We start from the raw sequence: 17,030 nt of genomic DNA on the forward strand, positions 1-17,030 counted from the left end.
GATCACCCCTGGCCGGAACTCCAGGCGCGACACAGCAGCGCGTCGGGTTCCTTCGCCGGGGAGCCCGCTCGGGCGGTGAAGGCGACTCCCGCGATGTACTCGCCGTCCGTGCACTGTCCCTTGTAGTGGCCCGTGGCGAAGTCTCCGCCGCGGGCCTCCGGTGGGCGGGCGTCCGACCTGTCGAACCAGACCGCGCTCCCGGTCGTGCCGAGCCGGTTCGCGACCTTTCCGCACACCGTCGACGACAGGTCCGCTCCCCTGGTCGCGTAGCCGACGACGAAGGAATCCGGCGGGCACTGGAACTTCGTGAAGCCCGGCGCCCAGTCGTCGGTCACGTGCCGCTCGTCGCGGACCACCTCGTAGCCCGCATCCCAGCCGCCGCCTCCGGTGTCGGTGCACAGGCCCCGGGAACCCGTGTGGCTCAGGCCGATCAGGCGCTGACCGTCCGGGCAGGCCGCCTTGCCCGCGCCCGGGTCCCAATCCGGTTCGGCCCGCAGCCGGGCCGACTGCACGAGGTCACCGTGGTCCACGTCCAGCATCCGCCAGGTGTCGGCCGGTTTCGCCGGGCTCGCCTCGGCGTTCACCAGCCGGTGCCAGGTTTCCGCGCGCCAGTCGTCGCCGTCGTCGACGAACATCCGGTTGCCCGCGGCGTCCCAGTGCACCAGGCCCCAGCCGTTGCCCTGCCGGTTCTCGTGCCAGCCGACCAGCGGCCAGTAGGCGAAGTCGGTGTCGTTGGCGATGAGGAAGTCGACGAAGTTGCCGAACCAGGCCCGCTCCTTCGGGTCCTGCTCGTCACGACCACCCACGCCGAACTCGCTGATCCACAGCGGCGCGGTGAAGTGCTGCCCCTCCTCGGTGATGAAGAACGCCTGTCGGCGCAGCACGTCGTAGAGCTGGTCGCGGTCCATGTCCCGGTACCGCGGATCGTGCGTCTCCCCCAGGCCGGTGGCGCCGGTGTGGTTCGGGCCGGTGTAGCCGTAGAAGTGCGCCGAGTACACCAGCTTTCCCGAGTTCACCAGCGTGTGCGAGAGGGTGCGCGCCGGTTCCAGCGTCGGCCTCCCGTGCGGGAAGCCGTCCAGTGGGATGCCGGTCCAGTTGATGCCTTCGATGATGATCAGCAGGTTCGGGTTGGCCTCGGTCAGGATCCGATCCCCCGCGAGCTGCGATGCCGCGAACCAGTCGTGGTTGTCCCCAAGTCCCCAGTTCGGGTCGTCCATCACGTCGCGACGCACCTCGTTGTAGAGGTCCGCGCCCACCACCCGCGGGTTGTCCCGGTAGCGACCGGCCATGAAAACCCAGGCGTCCTGCCAATTCTGGTCGCTCTGGCTGCTGTTCCAGCGCTCGTTGCCGTCCAGCCCGCAGCACCAGCGGGTCGTGTTGGTGTGGTTGTTCAGGATCACCGCGAAACCGCTGCCGGTGAGCGCGGCAACGGCCGCGTCGTACATCTGGAGCCGGGTCTTGCCGCGCAGTTCGGGATTCGCGGCCACCGCCGCGTCCGGCACGGTCGCCGCGTCGTGGATAATGTCGCTGGAGAACGGCAGCCGGATGCTGTTGATCCCAAGCTCCCGGAAGCTATCGATGATTTCACCCATCGGGGCCCGGTCCAGTCCGAGCGGGATACCATTGCTGTTCTCACCCGAATGGTGGTTGGCGGGATCATTGATGTCGCCGCTGCCGGTCCAGGTTCCGCTGGCGCCGTGCCAGTTCCCGGCCTTCAGCTTGAAGCGGTTCCCGCCCGTGTCGACGATGTAGCGCCCTTCGGTGCGCAGCGGTCCGGCCCAGGCTTCGCCGGATTCCGCGATATTCCCGGTTTTCGCCTCGGCAGGCGGTTGGACGGGCGCCAGCAGCGGCAGCGCGAGGACGGCGGCGAGCACCCCGGCGATCATGCGTACGTCTCCACAGTCGGCTTCCCAATCAGGTCGAACGATTCGCGGATCGGCGGCGGGAACTCAATCTTCGCAGGTACAGCGGGTCGAAACGATCTGTTAAATCAACGCTTTTCCCGTTCTTCACCGGGAAAAGCTAGATCGCGGACCGGTCGCGGCGGCGCAACGACACGATCCCGGACGCGCCATGATTGGTTCAGACCTTGCCTTCGGGGAAACCGGTCCTTACGATCCGATTGCTCAATGCAAAACGGGAATTGCACATGATGCAACGGAGAATCCCCATGCGCGCCTGGAAAGTCATCACCGTCGCCGCCGTCGGCGCGCTGCTCGCGGCCTGCGGCCCGCCGCAGGTCCAGCAGTCCGCGCCCACCGAGGACGAACGCACCGGAACCCTGCGGGTCTGGCTGTTCGACGAGACCAACCGCGGCCCGAAGCAGGCCACTGTGGACGAAGCGGTCGCCCGCTTCGAAGCCGAACACCAGGGCGTGCAGGTGGATGTCCAGTACATCCCCGTGGACACCCGGTCGCAGCGCTTCACCGGCGCCTTCAACGACCCGGCCAGCGCGCCGGACGTCGCCGAGTACGGCAACACCGACGTGGCCGGGTACGTCACCGCCGGCGGCCTGGCCGACCTCACCGGGAACCTCGGCCAGTGGCCGGAATCCCGCGACCTGAACCCGGCCGTGCTGGAGACCGCGAAGGTCGACGGCAAGGTCTACGGCGTGCCCTGGTACACCGGCATCCGCGCGTTGTACTACCGCACCGACGTCTTCGCCGAGCTGGGCCTGCAGCCGCCGCGCACGCTGGCCGAACTCGCCGACACCGCGCAGCGGATCCGCAGCGCCCGCCCCGACATGTACGGCATCTCCATCGGCGGCAAGTACCACTACGCGCTGATGCCGTTCATCTGGGCCAACGGCGGCGACCTGGCCCGCCGGGACGGCGAGAAGTGGGTGTCCACTGTGGATCAGCCCGCCGCCCGCCAGGGCGTCGACGCCTACGCGTCGCTGATCACCGGCGGGGCGTGCCCGCGCGAGCAGTGCGCGGACCTGACCGGCAGCCAGGCCGTGCAGGCGTTCGCCTCCGGCAAGGCGGCGATGACGATCGGCGGCGACTTCAACCGCGCCGCGGTCGACGCCGGTGCCGCCGGCGGGAAGTACGCCGTCGTGCCGCTGCCCGGCAACACCGCCGGTTCGGTCGCCCCGGCCTTCGCCGGCGGCAACATGCTCGGCGTCATGAAGTCGTCCAAGCGCGCGACGCTGGCGCGCGAGTTCGTGCAGCTGCTCGCCGGCAAGGAGTACCAGCGCAAGATGTACGCGGCGATGGGCAACCTGCCGACCTTCACCGACGTGCAGCAGGAACTCGCGGCCGGTGACCCGAAGGTCGCGCCGTTCGTGCGGACGTTGCAGGCGGGCACCCGGTTCGTGCCCACCTCGGCGACCTGGTCGAAGGTCGACGCGCAGGGCGTCCTGCCGACGATGGTGCAGCAGATCATCACCGGCACCAGCGTCGACGAGGCGACCGGCAACGCGGCCAAGCAGATGAACACCGTCTTCGAAGGTCGCTGAGATGCCGGTTTCGACGCGACGGACCGGCGGATCCGCAATTTCCATTGAAATTGAAGGTCCAATTTCAATGGAAATTGCGCCCGTCCCGGAGAGGCACCGCTACCCGCACCGCTGCACGACACGGGTTCGAGGTCAGGTGTGATGGCCGCGTTGCTCTACCTCGCACCGGCGGCGCTGCTGCTCATCGGCATGATGGGCTACCCGCTCTACCAGCTGGTGCAGATCTCCCTGTACGAGTACGGGCAGGCGCAGGCGTCCGGTGGCGCGCCGGTGGTGTTCCTCGGCGCGGACAACTACCTGACGCTGCTCGGGGATGGCAAGTTCTGGACGATCCTGGTGCAGACCTGCGTCTTCGCCGCGGTCTGCGTGGTGGGCAGCCTGGCGGTCGGCATCGCGCTCGCGGTGCTGGCCACCAGGATCAGCCCGCTGCCGCGGCTGCTGCTGTTCCTGGCCGCCATCGGCGCCTGGGCCACCCCGGCGATGGCCGGGTCGACGGTCTGGCTGTTCCTGTTCGACCAGGACTTCGGCCTGGTCAACGAGGTGCTCACCGGCGTCGGCATCGACGGCGCGGCGGGCTTCTCCTGGACCTACGACAAGTTCGTGGCCTTCGGCCTGGTCGCCGCCGAGGTGATCTGGTGCTCGTTCCCGTTCGTGCTCGTCACCACCTACGCCGGGCTCACCGGGATCCCGGCCGAGGTGGTGGAGGCCGCGGCGCTGGACGGGGCGTCGGCCTGGCGCACCGCGCGCAGCGTGCTGCTGCCGATGCTGCGCCCGGTGCTGGTCATCGCCACCATCCAGTCGATCATCTGGGACTTCAAGATCTTCACCCAGATCTACGTGATGACCAACGGCGGCGGCGTGGCCGGCCAGAACATGGTCCTCAACGTCTACGCGTACCAGTCGGCCTTCGCGGGCTCGAACTACGGGCTCGGCTCGGCCATCGGCGTGGTGATGACCGTGCTGCTCATCTTGATCACGCTGGCCTACCTGCGGGCCCAGCGGAAGGACGAGGCCAACGCATGAGTGCATTGCGCAAACCCCGGCTGCTCGCCGCCAACTCGGTCGCGGTGCTGATCGCGGTCGTGGTGGCGTTCCCGCTGTACTGGATGGTGCTCTCGGCCTTCAAGCCGGAGGGCGAGCTGCTCTCGACCGATCCCCGGCCGTGGACCTTCACCCCCACCCTGGACAGCTTCCGCCGCGTGTTCACAGTGGACGGGCTGGGCGGGTACTTCGTGAACAGCCTGCTGGTGGCCGGCGCGGTCGTGCTGGTCTCGCTGCTGATGTCGTTCCTCGCCGCCGTCGCGCTCACCAGGTTCCGCTTCCGCGGCCGCACCGTGCTGCTGCTGATGCTGCTGGTGGCGCAGATGGTTCCGGTGGAGGCGCTGACGATCCCGCTGTTCTTCCTGATGCGCGAGGTCGGTTCGGTCGCCCCGGCGTTCGGGCTCAACCACCTCGGTTCGCTGGTGCTGGTGCACCTGGCGTTCAGCCTGCCGCTGGCGATCTGGATGCTGCGCGGGTTCGTCGCGGCCGTCCCGGACGAGCTGGAGGAGGCCGCGACGCTGGACGGCGCGAGCCGCACCCGGTTCGTCTGGCAGGTGCTCTTCCCGCTGGTGGCACCGGGTTTGGTGGCCACCAGCGTGCTCTCGTTCATCCACGCCTGGAACGATTTCCTGTTCGCCAAGACGTTCATCATCTCGGCGTCGGAGAACCAGACGCTGCCGATGGCGATCCTGGTGTTCTTCACTCCTGAGGGCAACGATTGGGGCGCGATCATGGCCGGTTCAACGCTGATGACGATTCCGGTGCTCATCTTCTTCGTGGTGGTGCAGCGGCGACTGGTGTCCGGGCTGGCCGGGGCGGTGAAGGGATGAGCTGGGACTCGCTGGTACCGAAGCCCGCGCTGGTGGCACCGGCCGCGGGGATGTTCGAGCTGGACCGGGACACCACGGTGGGCGGCGAACCCACCACGGCCGGCTGGTTCCGGCGGCACGTCGGCGCCGCCACCGGGCTGCCGCTGCCGGACGCGGCGCGGCCGACGATCGAGTTCCGCGTCGACCCGGCCGAGTCCGCGCCCGGCGGTTACCGCGCGGAGATCCGGCCGGACGGCGTGGAAGTCGTCGCGCACGACGCGGCCGGCGCGCACCACGCCGCGCAGACCCTGCGGCAGCTGCTCGGCCCGGCCGCGTACCGGAGCGCGCTGATCCACTATGGACGGTGCTTGTTGCCGTGCGGCCGGGTCGAGGACCGGCCGCGGTTCGCCTGGCGCGGCTGCCACCTCGACGTGGCCCGGCACTTCCTGCCCAAGCGCGAAGTCCTCCGGTTCGTCGAGCTGCTGGCCATGCACAAGCTCAACGTCCTGCACCTGCACCTGACCGACGACCAGGGCTGGCGCGTCGAGGTTCCGCGGTTCCCCGACCTGACCCGCGTCGGCGCCTGGCGGCGGCGCTCGATGGTCGGCCGCGGCGAGCAGCCCGAGTTCGACGAACGCCCGCACGGCGGCTTCTACACCAGCGACGACCTGCGGGAGATCGTCGCCCACGCCGCCCGGCACCACATCACCGTCGTCCCGGAGGTCGACGTGCCCGGCCACAGCCAGGCCGCGATCGCCGCCTACCCGGAACTGGGCACCGCGCAGTGGCCGCGCGTCTGGGAATCCTGGGGCGTCAGCGACGAAATCCTCAACACCGACCCGGCCACGCTGGACTTCTACCGCGCCGTCCTGGACCACCTGATGGAGGTCTTCCCATCGCCGGTGATCTGCATCGGCGGCGACGAGGTCCCGGGCGCGACGCCGGAGCACGGCCCCTTCCTGCGCTCGCTCGTCGAGCACATCCACGCCCAGGGGCGCCGGGCATCGGCCTGGGACGAGATCCTGGAAGCGGTCGACCCGCTGCCGCCGCAGACCATCATCGCGACCTGGCGCGACGAGCGGACCGCGCTGCGCGCCGCCGAGCGCGGCCACGACGTGGTGCTGTGCCCGGAACACCACCTCTACTTCGACCACCGGCAGTCCGACCACCCCGACGAGCCCATCCCGGTCGGCTTCCGCACCACCCTCGAGGACGTCTACGCCTACGAACCGCTGACCGAGCGCGCGCTCGGCGTGCAGGCGCAGGTCTGGACCGAGCACCTGGACACCCCGCGCCGCGTCGACTACGCCACCTTCCCGCGGCTGACCGCGTTCGCCGAGGTCGCCTGGAGCAGAAACCGGGACTTCACCGACTTCCGGCGCCGCCTCGTCGACCACCACCTGCCCCGCCTGGACGCCTACGGCGTCGAATACCGCCCGCTCGGCGGCCCGCTCCCCTGGCAGACCCGCCCCGGCGTGCCCGGCCGGCCGCGGTGAGCCGGCGGAGAAAACCCTGAAATCCGTCCGGATTCGCCTCGGCCACCGGTAACGTCACGTTGAATGATCTACCGGTCACCGGAGGTGAGGATGACGGAAGCGCCCGTGAGCCAGGGGGTCCCGGTCTCCCGGCTGCCGTCCCGCCTCGGGCGGCGGTGGGCCCGGCGACGCCGCGTGGAGAAGCTCCCGGACCAGCCGATCATCCACCTGCTGCGCGAGAACTCCTCCGGCCGGCTCATCGACCAGCTCTCCGACCACCTCGGCACCATCGTGCCGCACGTGGTGCTCGACGTCGGTGGGACGCCCGCCGAGACGCCGCGGCAGAAGTCGGTGCAGATCCGGAAGGTGCTGGACAACGCGGCCCAGGGGCTGCGCGACGCCGACTCCTGGCCGCGGATCGGCCGGCTGCGCTTCCGCCGGTACGCGCTGCTGAGCTGGCTGCTGAAGAAGAACCTGCCGCCGACGAACCTGGCCCAGGCCCCGCATTCGCACACCCGCCAGCTGCTGCGCGAATACCTCCGCAGCCGCCGGCCCCGGCGCGGCCAGCCCCAGCAGCAGGAGGCCGCGCTGTGGGAGTCGGCCGCGCAGAGCCTGCCCTGGTACCTCTTCGTGCTGTCGCTGACGTTCTTCCCGCTCTACTACGCGTGGTGGGTGCGCCGGAGCCGCGCCGCTCGCTGGTTCATGCGGCAGCGCTACCTGTCGCCGGGCGAATCCGCGGACTTCCCGAGCTTCGCGCAGCGCCTGATCACCACACCGTCGCGCTGGGAGAACGCTGAACAGGTGCGAAAACTCCTGGTGCACGCGTTCCTGGCGGACCTCACCGATTCCTACGCGCGGCGGCTGTGGCGCTGGCAGTGGGTGCCCAAGGACTGCTACCCGGTCCTGCTGCTGCGCAACCTCGGCGAGGACACCGTCGGCAAGGTGCTGGTCCGGCTCATCAACGACGTGCGCAACGAGACCGGCCTGCCGGATCCGCTGCTGGTGATCGGCAGCGGCCCGGAACCGTTGCAGGACAGCGAGACGCCGAGCGCGCCGGTCACCCTCGAAAGCTGGCCGGAGACGCTGCAGGAAGCGCGGCGCAAGCGCTCGAACACCGCCTGGTACGTGACGCTGCGGGTGGCCGACGAACCGCCGTCGACGGAGGACGAGCCGGGCATTTCGCTGGGCCAGACGACGTTGCCGCTGAAGCGCTCCAAGCTGCTGCGCCGCATCCCGGTCCTGCTGGTGGTCCTGCTGGTGCTCGGGGGCGGCGGCGTCTACCTGCAGCAGTACTACGGCCACTGCGGCCGGAGCTGGTGGCCGTGGACCAACACCGCGCTGTGGTCGACCGGCGGCGAGTGCGTCGGGATCGCCGACTCGGAGCACCGCTTCTCCGCCGACATCTCGGAGCCGGTCCTGCGTGATCGACTCATCGCCGCGCAGGACCAGATCAACCAGCAGAACGCCGAGTCCGAGGACCTGCACCAGCGGTCGGTGGCGGACGGCAAGCAGGTCGCGTACTTCTCGATCGTCTACTTCAGCACCCTCACCGGCCGGGATCCGGACTCGTCGACGCTGGACGGCGTCGCGGCTGAGCTGGAAGGGCTGGCCGAGGCCCAGCGGAGCGCGCGCATCAACGACCGCGTGGCGATCCGGATCGTGCTCGCCAACGGCGGCGCGAAGATGAAGCACGCCGAGGCCGTGGCCGAGCACATCGTCGACTTCACCGAGCCCCGGCAGGAAGCACCGGTGGTGGCGGTCGTCGGGCTGGGCGGCAGCTGGCGGGAGACCGGCGACGCGATCACCGTGCTGGGCAGCAACGGGCTGGCCATGGTGGGGACGGTGACCTCGGCCGACAGCTTCCCCGGTCTCAGCAGGCTCTACCACCAGGTGGGGCCGACGAACCACTGGGAATCCGAGGTCATCGCGCAGCACGTGCGGGACCTGGGCAGCAAGAACGTCACCGTCTTCTACGACGAAGCCGACACCTACAGCAGGAACCTCGCGCTCGACGTCGACGACCAGCTGGAAGGTTCGGCCGAACTCCGGAACACCCAGCACGGCATCCCATCGGACGCCGTGCAGTGCGGACCCGAATCGCTGGCCCTGTACACGGCGCGGGCGGACGACTTCAGCAACTACCTGAGCGCCGTGCAGGACCGGTGCGTCGGCGACGCCAACATGCCGAAGCTGATGGCCGGTGACGACGCGACGAAGTTCCTGCTCGACCGGGAGCTGCGGGAGGGGATCCAGCTCGACTACATCGACTTCACCGGGAAGCGCGTGCTACCAGGCGACGACGGGTTGGCGGGCCGGTCGATGCTGGCCTTCGACGCGGTCCACCTGGTCCGGCAGGCGGTGCAGAAGGTCACCGAAGGACAGGCCGATGTCGGGACGACGCCGTTGAACGGCCTGGCGGTCTGGTACGGGATCGCCCGGCTCAGCGAGAACCCCGAAGGCATCCGCGCGATCAGCGGCCCCATCGACTTCGGCTCGCCGACCGGGCAGGTCCCGGTGCGGAAGGCGATCTCGGTGATGCGAGTGGAGGGCAAGAGCGGGCGGACGCCCGAGGTCGTGATGCACTGCGGCAGAACTCCAGAGCCATCCCCCACCTGCCCCAGATGATGCGAGTGCCGGGCACCCCGGCGGGATGCCCGGCACTCGCGGCAGCGAAACGACTAGCCGCCCAGCAGCGGCAGCTTCAGTCCTCCCAAGATGCCGGTGATGGGGTCGGCGGCCGCGCTGGCGATCCCGGCTTCTCCGAGCATGACCAGGGTCGCCACCGCGGCGAGGGTTGCGAGCCAAGTGAGCTTTCGACGCATCGATACCTCCGTGCGAGCGTTGTTCGCGGGCGTGGATCACCATTTCGGAAGAGTGGCCAGACCGCCCGCTCAACAGCACGAAAGTGCGTCACGCGAAATCACCTCACCCAGCTCGCCACGGGGTGGCACGCGGCTCCCAGCAAGCACGCCTTGAAGGTTCTCCACCGATCCAGGCAACCTCGGGCCGTCACGAGCGTCGCAAGGGTGAAGACCGGCCGCATCGGGGCGGTCTTCGGATGGGACATGTCCATGACGGCCCGTTCGCCGTCTACTGCCGAGGAGGATCCTGTGCGACGAGTCCTGGCCGCGTTGATCGCGGCCCCATTGCTGGTCACCGCCATCGGATTGCCGGCATATGCCGAAGAACGAACCAGCTCGGTGTCCGGAGTCGGCTTCTTCGACCTGAACGGCGATGGTCAGCAGCAACCCGACGAGCCCGGCGCAGCCGGCTTCAGGGTATCCCTGGGTTTGACCAGCGATGGTTCGACGATCTCGACTCTCACCGACGAGAACGGGCACTACCGCTTCGCCGATCTCACCCAGAAGGGCAAGTACTCGGTCCAGTTCGACGGCGCCGGACACGTCCACACCACGCCGTGGGCCGTCGGGGGCTCGCTCGGCTCGGGTGGCGTCGACGCGATTCAGAACTTCGGCATACAGTAGTGACGTGACCATAAGTCCATTGTGGACCGATGGCGACCACTTGCCCGGTGCGGAGTTCCTGGCCGGAGCTACGGCGAGAGGTCAACCCCGCCGAAACCGGTGCGGTGACTGACAACCAGTCCGCTACACCGTGGACGGCCTGCGAAGGTGGGCAGCAGCACCGCGTATTCGATCTGCCTCGAATACGCGGTGCTGACCTGCGATTCCCGTGACCCGTGGAACGTCACCCAGCCGACCAACGAGAATCTGCGGCGCCGCGCCTTCACTGTCGTTTGAAACAGGACGTACGCCTCGGGGCGACCTTGCTTGTCCGCCGTAACCGAGAAGTGCTCCACCGACCACCCGGCGCGTTCGACCACCTCAACCTGCATGGACCAGTCCGGAACTTCCCCGGAGAGAAGGTGGTGAGTCATCGGCAGGTTCAGGCGAGCGACGAACCGTGCCTGACCGGCTTCACGTGCTGCCTGAGCTTCATCCCCGATGGCGTTGACTTTCTTGTCCCGGAAGAATCCCATGAGCCGAGTTCAACATCTGGCTTCACCTGCGCGGGCAGTGTTCATCGAACCGCAACCACTGGCGCAGCTGCGGCGCACCTTCGCCTCCGCACCGAGAACAGTGCGGAGGCGCCCGATTCAGGCCTGCTCGCCGTCCTCCAGGTGGTCCTTGAGGCGCTGCAGGGTGGCTTCGATCGACCGCTGGTTCTGCTTCGGCAGGCCGGTGCGCGCGACCAGCTTCGGCAGCATCGCGGTGAAGTCGTAGGTCTCGGTCACCTTCGTCGCCGCGTCGCCGACCGGCTCCAGTTCGTACCGCCACCGGCCGGGCAGCATGTGCCGCCACGCGATCAGCCGGTTCTCCTCGTACTCCACCACGGTGTTGGTGATCCGGTAGCCGACGCCCCTGCGCATCCGCATCCCGAACTTGGAGCCGAGCACCAGCCGCTCCGGGCCGCTCATCTCCCCCTGCACCGTGCCGGAGCCGTCGATGACCGAATGCTTGCGCGGATCTGCCAGCACGGCGAAAACCGCCTCCGGCGGGGCCTGCACGACAACGCTGCTGGAAACCGAGAACTCGTTCTGCGCCATGCCGCCGAACCTAGTCAGCCGGGGTAACGAACCCGACACGCGAAAGGCGCCTTCCAGCCGATGGCGTCGAACTCACGGATGCGGATCGAAGAACCGAGGCGGGAATTCCCGCCTCGAACTGGTCCCTGGCCCAAACCACCGTCCTGCCCGATGGCGCGATCGGCGTGCACTACACCCGAGCCTGACCGGACGATTCCGGACGGGCGAGCCTGACCTAGCAGAACACCTGCTGTCCGATTTACCGGCCGGCAGGTGTTCTACCCCGTCGATGGGTCAGTTCTCGGAGAGGACCGGGGCCAGGAAGCGGCCGGTGTGGCTCTCGTCGATCTCCGCGAGCTCCTCCGGGGTGCCCTCGGCCACCAGGATGCCGCCGCCGGAGCCGCCCTCCGGGCCCATGTCCAGCACCCAGTCCGCCGTCTTGATGACGTCCAGGTTGTGCTCGATCACGATCACCGTGTTGCCCTTGTCCACCAGGCCGTTGATCACGCCGAGCAGCTTGCGGATGTCCTCGAAGTGCAGGCCGGTCGTCGGCTCGTCGAGGATGTAGACCGTCTTGCCGGTGGACCTCTTCTGCAGCTCGCTGGCCAGCTTGACGCGCTGCGCCTCACCACCGGAGAGCGTGGGCGCCGGCTGCCCCAGCCGCACGTAGCCCAGGCCCACGTCCACCAGCGTCTTCAGGTGCCGGTGGATGGCGTTGATCGGCTCGAAGAACGATGCGGCCTCCTCGATCGGCATGTCGAGGACCTCGGCGATCGTCTTGCCCTTGTAGTGCACCTCCAGGGTCTCCCGGTTGTACCGGGCGCCCTTGCACACCTCGCACGGCACGTACACGTCCGGCAGGAAGTTCATCTCGATCTTCAGCGTGCCGTCACCGGCGCACGACTCGCACCGGCCGCCCTTGACGTTGAACGAGAACCGGCCCGGCTGGTAGCCGCGCACCTTCGCCTCGGTGGTCGCCGCGAACAGCTTGCGGATGTGGTCGAACACGCCGGTGTAGGTGGCCGGGTTCGACCGCGGGGTGCGGCCGATCGGCGACTGGTCGACCTGCACCAGCTTGTCGACGTGCTCCAGGCCCTTGATCCGCGTGTGCCTGCCGGGCACCTGCCGGGCGCCGTTGAGCTTGTTCGCCAGCACCGACGCGAGGATGTCGTTGACCAGCGTCGACTTGCCCGATCCGGAGACGCCGGTGACCGACACCAGGCAGCCCAGCGGGAACGACACGTCGATCTTGCGCAGGTTGTGCTCGCGCGCCCCGACCACGGTCAGCTGCCGCTTGCGGTCGCGCGGGCGCCGGATCTCGGGCACCGGGATCTGCTTGCGCCCCGCCAGGTACGCGCCGGTCAGCGACTGCTTGTTCTCCAGCAGCTTCTTGTACGGTCCACTGTGGACGACCTGACCGCCGTGCTCGCCCGCGCCGGGCCCGATGTCGACCACCCAGTCCGCGCTGCGCACGGTGTCCTCGTCGTGCTCGACGACGATCAGCGTGTTGCCCAGGTCCCGCAGCCGGCTGAGGGTCTCCAGCAGCCGGTGGTTGTCCCGCTGGTGCAGCCCGATCGACGGCTCGTCCAGCACGTAGAGCACGCCGACCAGGCCGGAACCGATCTGGGTCGCCAGCCGGATGCGCTGCGCCTCGCCGCCGGAGAGCGTCCCGGCCGCGCGGTCCAGCGACAGGTAGTCCAGGCCGACGTCGAGCAGGAAGCCCAGCCGCGCCTGCACCTCCTTGAGCACCCGACCGGCGATCATCTGCTCGCGCGGGCCGAGCACCAGCCCGTCCAGGAACGTGGCGCACTCGCGCACGCTCAGCGCGCTGACCTCGGCGATGGACAGCTCGCCGCGCTCGTCGTTCTCCATCGTGACGGCCAGGATCTCCGGCTTGAGCCGAGTGCCGTCGCAGGCCGGGCACGGCACGTCCCGCATGTAGCCCTCGTACTTCTCGCGGGCGTAGTCGGACTCGGTCTGCTCCAGCCGCCGCTCCAGGAACGGGATGACGCCCTCGTAGTTGGCGTAGTAGGAGCGGGTCCGGCCGTAGCGGTTCTTGTACCGGACGTGCACCTGGTCGTTGGTGCCGTGCAGCACCGCCTTCTTGACCTTGGTGGACAGCTGCCGCCACGGCGCGTCCATCCGGAAGCCGATGGCCTCCGACAGCGAGGTCAGCAGCCGGGTGAAGTACTCCGCGGTGTGCCCGCCCGCCCACGGCGCGATGGCGCCGTCGGCCAGCGACAGCTCCTCGTCGGGCACGACGAGCTCCGGGTCGACCTCCTTGCGGATGCCCAGGCCCGCGCACTCCGGGCACGCCCCGTAGGGCGAGTTGAAGGAGAACGACCGCGGTTCGAGCTCGTCCACGCCCAGCGGGTGGCCGTTGGGGCAGGCCAGGTTCTCGGAGAACTTCCGCTCCCGGTTCGGGTCGTCCTCGTCGAGGTCGATGAACTCGATCAGCACCAGCCCGTCGGCCAGCCGCAGCGCGGTCTCCACCGAGTCGGTCAGCCGCTGCTTCGCGCCGGTCTTCACGGTGAGCCGGTCGATGACCACCGCGATGTCGTGCTTCTCCTGCTTCTTCAGCTTCGGCGGGGCGTCCAGCTGGTGCACCACGCCGTCGATGCGGGCGCGGGCGTAGCCCTGCGACTGCAGCTGCTCGAACAGGTCGACGTACTCGCCCTTGCGGCCGCGCACCACCGGGGCCAGCACCTGGAACTTGGCCCGGTCGGGCATCTCCAGCACCTGGTCCACGATCTGCTGCGGGGTCTGCTTGCTGATCGCTTCGCCGCAGGTCGGGCAGTGCGGCTTGCCGGCTCGGGCGTACAGCAGCCGCAGGTAGTCGTAGACCTCGGTGATGGTGCCCACCGTCGACCGCGGGTTGCGGCTGGTGGACTTCTGGTCGATCGACACCGCCGGGGACAGGCCCTCGATGAAGTCCACATCGGGCTTGTCCATCTGGCCGAGGAACTGGCGGGCGTAGGCGGACAGCGACTCGACGTAGCGGCGCTGTCCCTCCGCGAAGATGGTGTCGAAGGCCAGGCTCGACTTCCCGGAGCCGGACAGCCCGGTGAACACGATCAGGCTGTCTCGGGGCAGGTCCAGGTCGATCCCGCGCAGGTTGTGCTCACGGGCGCCGCGAACGACAAGGCGGTCAGCCACGGTGATCCCTTCGAAAAGTTCTGGTGTTGACGTGGACGCGCGCCGGCTGCAGGCAGTGCATCGGCAGGTACGCGACGTCGCCCGCCCATGCTATTCGGGGCCTCTGACAGTCCCGGATCGCGTGCGGCGCGCAGCCCGCGCAACAACCACCCCGTACCCGAACGAGTGACACACGGGGAGGTCGACCGCGACTCCTCCGACGATACGCAAATTCCCCCGGAATGGGCACTGTCGCGCCTGTGGCCTGCGCAATTAAGCTCGATGTTCACCGGTCGCGAAATCCCCTCCTGCACGCAGAGGTTGACCTCATGGCTGATATCGCCCTCGGGACCGGTGGCCGCAGCGCTGCGCAGCCGGCGGCCGCCGCACAACTCGCCCACCAGGTCACGACCCAGCTGACCGCCATCGACGAAGCGAGCAACCGGCTGCTGGACACGGTCGCCGGACTCGACGAGCTGGCCGTGCGCCAGCCAAGCCTGCTGCCCGGGTGGAGCAGGGCGCACGTGATCACGCACCTGGCCCGCAACGCCGACGGGTTCGTCAACCTGCTGATCTGGGCGCGGACCGGGATCGAGCACTCGATGTACGCCAGCGCCGACGACCGGGACGAGGCCATCGCCGAAGGCGCGGTGCGCAGCCACCGGCTGCTGCTGGAGGACCTGGCGGCGTCCTGCGACCGCTTCGCGCACGCCGCCCGCACGCTGCCGGCGGCGGCGTGGACCGCGGAGATCGCCGACGCGGTGGGCGACCCGATGCCCGCGCACCACATGCTGCGCCTGCGCCTGCTGGAGATCTGGGTGCACCTGGTCGACCTCGATCACGACGTGGACTTCGACGACATCCCGCGGTCGGCCGCGGAGCAGCTGCTGGAGGACGTGGTCCAGCAGTACGGCGGGCGGCCGGACGTGCCCGCGCTGTCGGTGGAGGTCGACTTCGGCGACCACCGGCGGACCTGGGACCTGCGCGGCACCACCGCCCCGCCGAGCCGGGTGCGCGGCGAGCCGGGCCCGATGCTCGGCTGGCTGCTGGGCCGGACCGGACCGGAGCTGCTGGACGGCGACCCCCCGAACCTCCCGGACTGGCTCTGAACCCGCCCGCTTCCGCAGCTCACCACCCGTGCGCACGTTGTGTCGCCATAGCAGCACAACGTGCACACGGCTCCTGACCAGGTAAAACGTCCATCCTGGCCCGTAGCGGGCGCACCCGCGCCACGTTCGGGGGAAGGGTGCTTTCACGCGCGGCAGCGTCGTGCGCCGCGACCTAGTTTCAGCGGATGACCGGCCGGTTCATCCGTTGGAGGTACTAGTGCCGCTGGCGACGCTGTCGACCCTCACCATCGTGGTGGCCGCCGCCACGCTCGCCCCGCTGCTGAGCGACCGGATCGCCCGCTGGGTCGCGATCCCCTCCGTGGTGCTGGAGATCCTGCTCGGCATCCTCATCGGGCCGCAGGTGTTCGGCTGGGCCCGCGAGGACGACGTGATCGGCTTCCTCGCCGACTTCGGCCTGGCGATGCTGATCTTCCTGGCCGGCTACGAGCTCAAGCTCGGCGACGTGCGCGGCAAGCCGATGCGGCTGGCGACGGTGGGCTGGCTGATCTCGCTGGTCCTGGGCCTGGGCTTCGGGGCCCTCGTGCACGGCTTCTCGTACTCGTCGCTGATCGTCGGCCTGGCGCTGACCACCACCGCGCTGGGCACCACGCTGCCGATGGTGCGCGACGCGGGCCTGCTGGGCACGCCGCTGGGCATCCGGGTGCTGGCGATCGGGGCGCTCGGCGAGTTCGGCCCGATCCTCGCGGTGGCGCTGCTGCTCAACGACCAGAGCCCGCTGCGCACGATCCTGCTGCTGGCCGTGTTCGGGCTGGCGGCCGCCCGGATGCTGTGGGTGGCGGCGCACCGGCGGTCGGAGCGCATCAGCCGGCTGATCCGCACCACGCTGGGCACCAGCGCGCAGTTCGCGGTGCGGCTGTGCATGGTCGTGGTCGTCCTGATGCTGTGGATCGCCGGTGCCCTCGGCCTCGACGTGCTGCTCGGCGCGTTCGTCGCCGGGCTCGTGGTCCGGCTGTTCCTCGACGCCGGCGACCCCGAGGAGGCCGAAGTCGTGGAGGGCAAGATCGAGGCCATCGGTTTCGGCCTGTTCATCCCGCTGTTCTTCGTGGTCAGCGGCATGCGCTACGACCTGGCCGCGCTGCTGGCGACGCCGAGCGCGTTCGCGCTGCTGCCGGTGTTCCTGGTGCTGTTCTTCGTGATCCGCGGGCTGCCGATCCTCGTCCTGCACCGCCGCGACCTGCCGAAGCGTCCGAAGTTGACGCTCGCGCTGCTCGGGTCCGCGGCGCTGCCGAGGTCGGCGCGATGCCGCCGAGCACCGCCTCCGCCCTGGTCGGCGCGGCGATGATCAGCGTGCTCCTCTTCCCGATGCTGGGGCTGCACCTCAGCCGGCCGGCGCCCGTGGCGAAGCCGTCCGCCTGAGCACCCGGTCGAGCTGCACGAATGCCCCGAAAGCGCGACTCTGTCGGTGGACACGTCATCGAGCAAACTGAGGGGGCGTGC

13 protein-coding genes are annotated in these 17,030 nt (G+C 69.3%); 8 read left to right on the forward strand and 5 right to left on the reverse strand.

The genetic code is table 11. From position 1 onward, the window contains the following. Nucleotides 1–2: 2 nt before the first annotated feature. A complete protein-coding gene (locus AC07EQ_RS34850; protein WP_478392076.1) occupies nucleotides 3–1,886 on the reverse strand; it encodes a glycoside hydrolase family 5 protein in 1,884 nt (627 codons plus the stop codon). A gap of 284 nt (nucleotides 1,887–2,170) precedes the next feature. Here AC07EQ_RS34850 and AC07EQ_RS34855 point away from each other — a divergent pair, with 284 nt between their 5' ends. The 5 genes from AC07EQ_RS34855 to AC07EQ_RS34875 all read left to right on the forward strand — a co-directional run bounded on the left by AC07EQ_RS34855 (nucleotide 2,171) and on the right by AC07EQ_RS34875 (nucleotide 9,407). Then, nucleotides 2,171–3,457, forward strand: coding sequence for an extracellular solute-binding protein (locus AC07EQ_RS34855; protein WP_478392077.1), 1,287 nt, complete (start codon nucleotides 2,171–2,173; stop codon nucleotides 3,455–3,457). A gap of 141 nt (nucleotides 3,458–3,598) precedes the next feature. Then, nucleotides 3,599–4,480 (forward strand): carbohydrate ABC transporter permease, encoded by an 882-nt coding sequence (locus AC07EQ_RS34860; RefSeq protein ID WP_478392078.1) that lies wholly within the window; start codon nucleotides 3,599–3,601, stop codon nucleotides 4,478–4,480. Continuing rightward, complete coding sequence (locus tag AC07EQ_RS34865) at nucleotides 4,477–5,328, forward strand: carbohydrate ABC transporter permease (RefSeq protein ID WP_132489570.1); 852 nt, start codon at nucleotides 4,477–4,479, stop codon at nucleotides 5,326–5,328. The genes AC07EQ_RS34860 and AC07EQ_RS34865 overlap by 4 nt, the downstream gene beginning before the upstream one ends. Next, nucleotides 5,325–6,803, forward strand: a complete 1,479-nt coding sequence (locus tag AC07EQ_RS34870; protein ID WP_478392079.1) for a beta-N-acetylhexosaminidase — start codon at nucleotides 5,325–5,327, stop codon at nucleotides 6,801–6,803. Before AC07EQ_RS34865 ends, AC07EQ_RS34870 begins: the two co-directional genes overlap by 4 nt. 90 nt (nucleotides 6,804–6,893) lie before the next feature. Continuing rightward, the gene (locus AC07EQ_RS34875; protein WP_478392080.1) at nucleotides 6,894–9,407 is read left to right on the forward strand and encodes an ABC transporter substrate-binding protein; all 2,514 of its coding nucleotides are present in this window, start codon (nucleotides 6,894–6,896) and stop codon (nucleotides 9,405–9,407) included. Nucleotides 9,408–9,460: 53 nt separating this feature from the next. Here AC07EQ_RS34875 and AC07EQ_RS34880 read toward each other — a convergent pair whose 3' ends face one another. Next, entirely contained in the window at nucleotides 9,461–9,604 is a 144-nt protein-coding gene (locus AC07EQ_RS34880) for a hypothetical protein (RefSeq protein WP_478392081.1), read from the reverse strand. A gap of 204 nt (nucleotides 9,605–9,808) precedes the next feature. Between AC07EQ_RS34880 and AC07EQ_RS34885 the strand changes: the two genes are divergently transcribed. Continuing rightward, entirely contained in the window at nucleotides 9,809–10,267 is a 459-nt protein-coding gene (locus AC07EQ_RS34885) for an SdrD B-like domain-containing protein (protein WP_478392082.1), read from the forward strand. A 68-nt stretch (nucleotides 10,268–10,335) separates the two neighbouring features. On the opposite strand, the gene AC07EQ_RS34890 is transcribed toward AC07EQ_RS34885, so the two are convergent. The 3 genes from AC07EQ_RS34890 to uvrA all read right to left on the reverse strand — a co-directional run bounded on the left by AC07EQ_RS34890 (nucleotide 10,336) and on the right by uvrA (nucleotide 14,484). Beyond that, on the reverse strand, nucleotides 10,336–10,782 hold the full coding sequence (locus AC07EQ_RS34890; RefSeq protein ID WP_478392083.1) for a hypothetical protein: 447 nt from the start codon (nucleotides 10,780–10,782) through the stop codon (nucleotides 10,336–10,338). Nucleotides 10,783–10,899: 117 nt separating this feature from the next. Then, on the reverse strand, nucleotides 10,900–11,349 hold the full coding sequence (locus AC07EQ_RS34895; RefSeq protein WP_478392084.1) for an SRPBCC family protein: 450 nt from the start codon (nucleotides 11,347–11,349) through the stop codon (nucleotides 10,900–10,902). A gap of 273 nt (nucleotides 11,350–11,622) precedes the next feature. Continuing rightward, on the reverse strand, nucleotides 11,623–14,484 hold the full coding sequence (gene uvrA / locus AC07EQ_RS34900) for an excinuclease ABC subunit UvrA (protein ID WP_478392085.1): 2,862 nt from the start codon (nucleotides 14,482–14,484) through the stop codon (nucleotides 11,623–11,625). A gap of 308 nt (nucleotides 14,485–14,792) precedes the next feature. Here uvrA and AC07EQ_RS34905 point away from each other — a divergent pair, with 308 nt between their 5' ends. Both AC07EQ_RS34905 and AC07EQ_RS34910 read left to right on the forward strand, forming a co-directional pair. Continuing rightward, nucleotides 14,793–15,572, forward strand: coding sequence for a maleylpyruvate isomerase N-terminal domain-containing protein (locus AC07EQ_RS34905; protein ID WP_478392086.1), 780 nt, complete (start codon nucleotides 14,793–14,795; stop codon nucleotides 15,570–15,572). Between the two features lie 217 nt (nucleotides 15,573–15,789). Beyond that, complete coding sequence (locus AC07EQ_RS34910) at nucleotides 15,790–16,875, forward strand: cation:proton antiporter (RefSeq protein ID WP_478392087.1); 1,086 nt, start codon at nucleotides 15,790–15,792, stop codon at nucleotides 16,873–16,875. Nucleotides 16,876–17,030 lie beyond the last annotated feature (155 nt).

The organism is Saccharopolyspora sp. NPDC045839 (genome assembly GCF_056431645.1).

Excerpts from the sequence above, each read along its gene's own strand:
- AC07EQ_RS34895 (WP_478392084.1), bottom strand. The coding sequence starts at position 11,349 with ATGGCGCAGAACGAGTTCTCGGTTTCCAGCAGCGTTGTCGTGCAGGCC.
- AC07EQ_RS34870 (WP_478392079.1), top strand. The coding sequence starts at position 5,325 with ATGAGCTGGGACTCGCTGGTACCGAAGCCCGCGCTGGTGGCACCGGCC.
- AC07EQ_RS34855 (WP_478392077.1), top strand. The coding sequence starts at position 2,171 with ATGCGCGCCTGGAAAGTCATCACCGTCGCCGCCGTCGGCGCGCTGCTC.
- AC07EQ_RS34850 (WP_478392076.1), bottom strand. The coding sequence starts at position 1,886 with ATGATCGCCGGGGTGCTCGCCGCCGTCCTCGCGCTGCCGCTGCTGGCG.
- AC07EQ_RS34860 (WP_478392078.1), top strand. The coding sequence starts at position 3,599 with ATGGCCGCGTTGCTCTACCTCGCACCGGCGGCGCTGCTGCTCATCGGC.
- AC07EQ_RS34875 (WP_478392080.1), top strand. The coding sequence starts at position 6,894 with ATGACGGAAGCGCCCGTGAGCCAGGGGGTCCCGGTCTCCCGGCTGCCG.
- AC07EQ_RS34880 (WP_478392081.1), bottom strand. The coding sequence starts at position 9,604 with ATGCGTCGAAAGCTCACTTGGCTCGCAACCCTCGCCGCGGTGGCGACC.
- AC07EQ_RS34905 (WP_478392086.1), top strand. The coding sequence starts at position 14,793 with ATGGCTGATATCGCCCTCGGGACCGGTGGCCGCAGCGCTGCGCAGCCG.
- AC07EQ_RS34865 (WP_132489570.1), top strand. The coding sequence starts at position 4,477 with ATGAGTGCATTGCGCAAACCCCGGCTGCTCGCCGCCAACTCGGTCGCG.
- AC07EQ_RS34890 (WP_478392083.1), bottom strand. The coding sequence starts at position 10,782 with ATGGGATTCTTCCGGGACAAGAAAGTCAACGCCATCGGGGATGAAGCT.